Origin of the sequence: Protofrankia symbiont of Coriaria ruscifolia, assembly GCF_900634745.1 — a bacterium.
Classification (GTDB): Bacteria; Actinomycetota; Actinomycetes; order Frankiales; family Frankiaceae; genus Protofrankia; species Protofrankia californiensis.
Genome location: NZ_CAAAFR010000124.1, coordinates 13,787 through 14,398, shown reverse-complemented (window position 1 = coordinate 14,398; position 612 = coordinate 13,787). Strand labels below are relative to the sequence as shown.

Annotated in this window: 2 pseudogenes; one reads left to right on the top strand and one right to left on the bottom strand. The window is 63.4% G+C overall.

From position 1 onward, the window contains the following. Positions 1 to 148 precede the first annotated feature (148 nt). A pseudogene (locus CV1CTNOD_RS14730) lies at positions 149 to 376 on the top strand (transposase); the annotation flags it as partial. Between the two features lie 61 nt (positions 377 to 437). On the opposite strand, the pseudogene CV1CTNOD_RS14725 reads toward CV1CTNOD_RS14730, so the two are convergent. Next, positions 438 to 612, bottom strand: a pseudogene (locus CV1CTNOD_RS14725) (IS5/IS1182 family transposase); the annotation flags it as partial.

Here is a 612-nt window from a genome sequence, read left to right as displayed (position 1 = left end):
GGGGGCAGGGGCACCGAGTGGAGTCCACGGACGTGGTGTACGGGGTGTGATCGTCTAACGACTCGCCGGAGTGGCGGTCCGTGACGTGAAGTGACCACCGCGTGATCCTTTTCGAGAACAGGCAAGAACTCGAGGAGGAGGAAACGCGATGATCGTGCGTCCGACTGTGACCGACGCTGAGGGGTTCGGCAAGGAGCTGGTGGCGGCGAGTCCGGATCTGTTGGGTTCGATGGTGAAGGCGTTCGCGGAGGCGTTGATGAACGCCGAGGTCGACGGTGTCTGTGGCGCCGGGTACGGGGAGATATCACCGGATCGGACGAATCGTCGGAATGGGTACCGGATGCGGGAGTGGGACACGCGCGCCGGGACGATTGAGCCTTTCCCAGTAACCGTTGGTGGCGGCGTGTAACCACAATGGCGTGTTCGGGTGGTGGTCGTCAGGTGGTGCGGCCGTGCTCGGTGTGGAGGATGACGAGGGCGGCTTTCACAATCAGGCCGATCTTCCAGGGGTCGAGGCTGACGTTGCGCAGGGCCTTGAAGTACTTCAGGAGGGCGTTCGCGCGTTCGCCGACGACCCGCAGCGCGTAGTGGATCCTGTTGTGCTTCCTTTGG